The organism is Xanthobacter autotrophicus (genome assembly GCF_029991245.1).
Lineage (GTDB): Bacteria > Pseudomonadota > Alphaproteobacteria > Rhizobiales > Xanthobacteraceae > Xanthobacter > Xanthobacter autotrophicus_C.
In genome coordinates this window covers 1-605 of the sequence record NZ_JAIVFO010000325.1, presented here as the reverse complement: position 1 = coordinate 605, position 605 = coordinate 1, and the positions used below count along the sequence as shown (strand labels likewise).

Sequence of the window (605 nt, the reverse complement as noted above, 5' to 3'; positions counted from 1 at the left end):
ATCCAGGGGTCCCAGGCCTTGACGTAATCCGACGCCATCGAGCCCAGCGCCCATCCGGCGACGGGCGTGAGCGCTTCGATCACGCCGAAGATGGCGCCGGTGCGCAGCGCTTCGGACCAGCGGGGTTTGAGGAGGGCGGTGCCCTTGCCGACGGCGGCGGCGAAGGCGTCGGTCGACATGGCGAAGGCCAGCACCGAAATGGCAGCGAGATTCATGGGGAAGACAACTTGTGATCGGCCGGGCACGAGCGCAACGGCACGCCATCGCTGCCCGGCCTGCGCCGCGATGGAGTGCCGATGGTCTCGCCAACCGATCAACGGATGCCGGCGCCACGGCATGCGGGATGCCGAGTGTGTTGACGCAGGCGCCTTCAGCGGTGAAGGCAGGCTACTCCCCAAGGGAGCCGCGATTCTAGAAGAGGCTGGGCGAACGCACGCCCATGGCCCCGCCGGCAGGAAGCCTACTGGAAACGGGTCGCATTCCTGGCCGGTACGTTGCGCCCAGCCCCATCGCCACCTCGCTGCCGTAGAAGCGAACGCTGGGCCTATGGCGGCCAGTTCCTGCTGCCGTTCGTGTGTGCGATGGGGCTGGGCGCAACGTACCGG

General features: G+C 68.1%; 1 protein-coding gene and 1 riboswitch. The gene reads right to left on the bottom strand.

Annotated elements, in window-relative coordinates:
- Window positions 1-215 (bottom strand): manganese efflux pump MntP (locus K9U41_RS23035; RefSeq protein WP_282643162.1); only part of this gene is annotated, 215 nt, incomplete at its 3' end.
- 21 nt (window positions 216-236) lie between these two features.
- Window positions 237-398, bottom strand: a riboswitch (yybP-ykoY riboswitch).
- Between the last annotated feature and the right edge of the window lie 207 nt (window positions 399-605).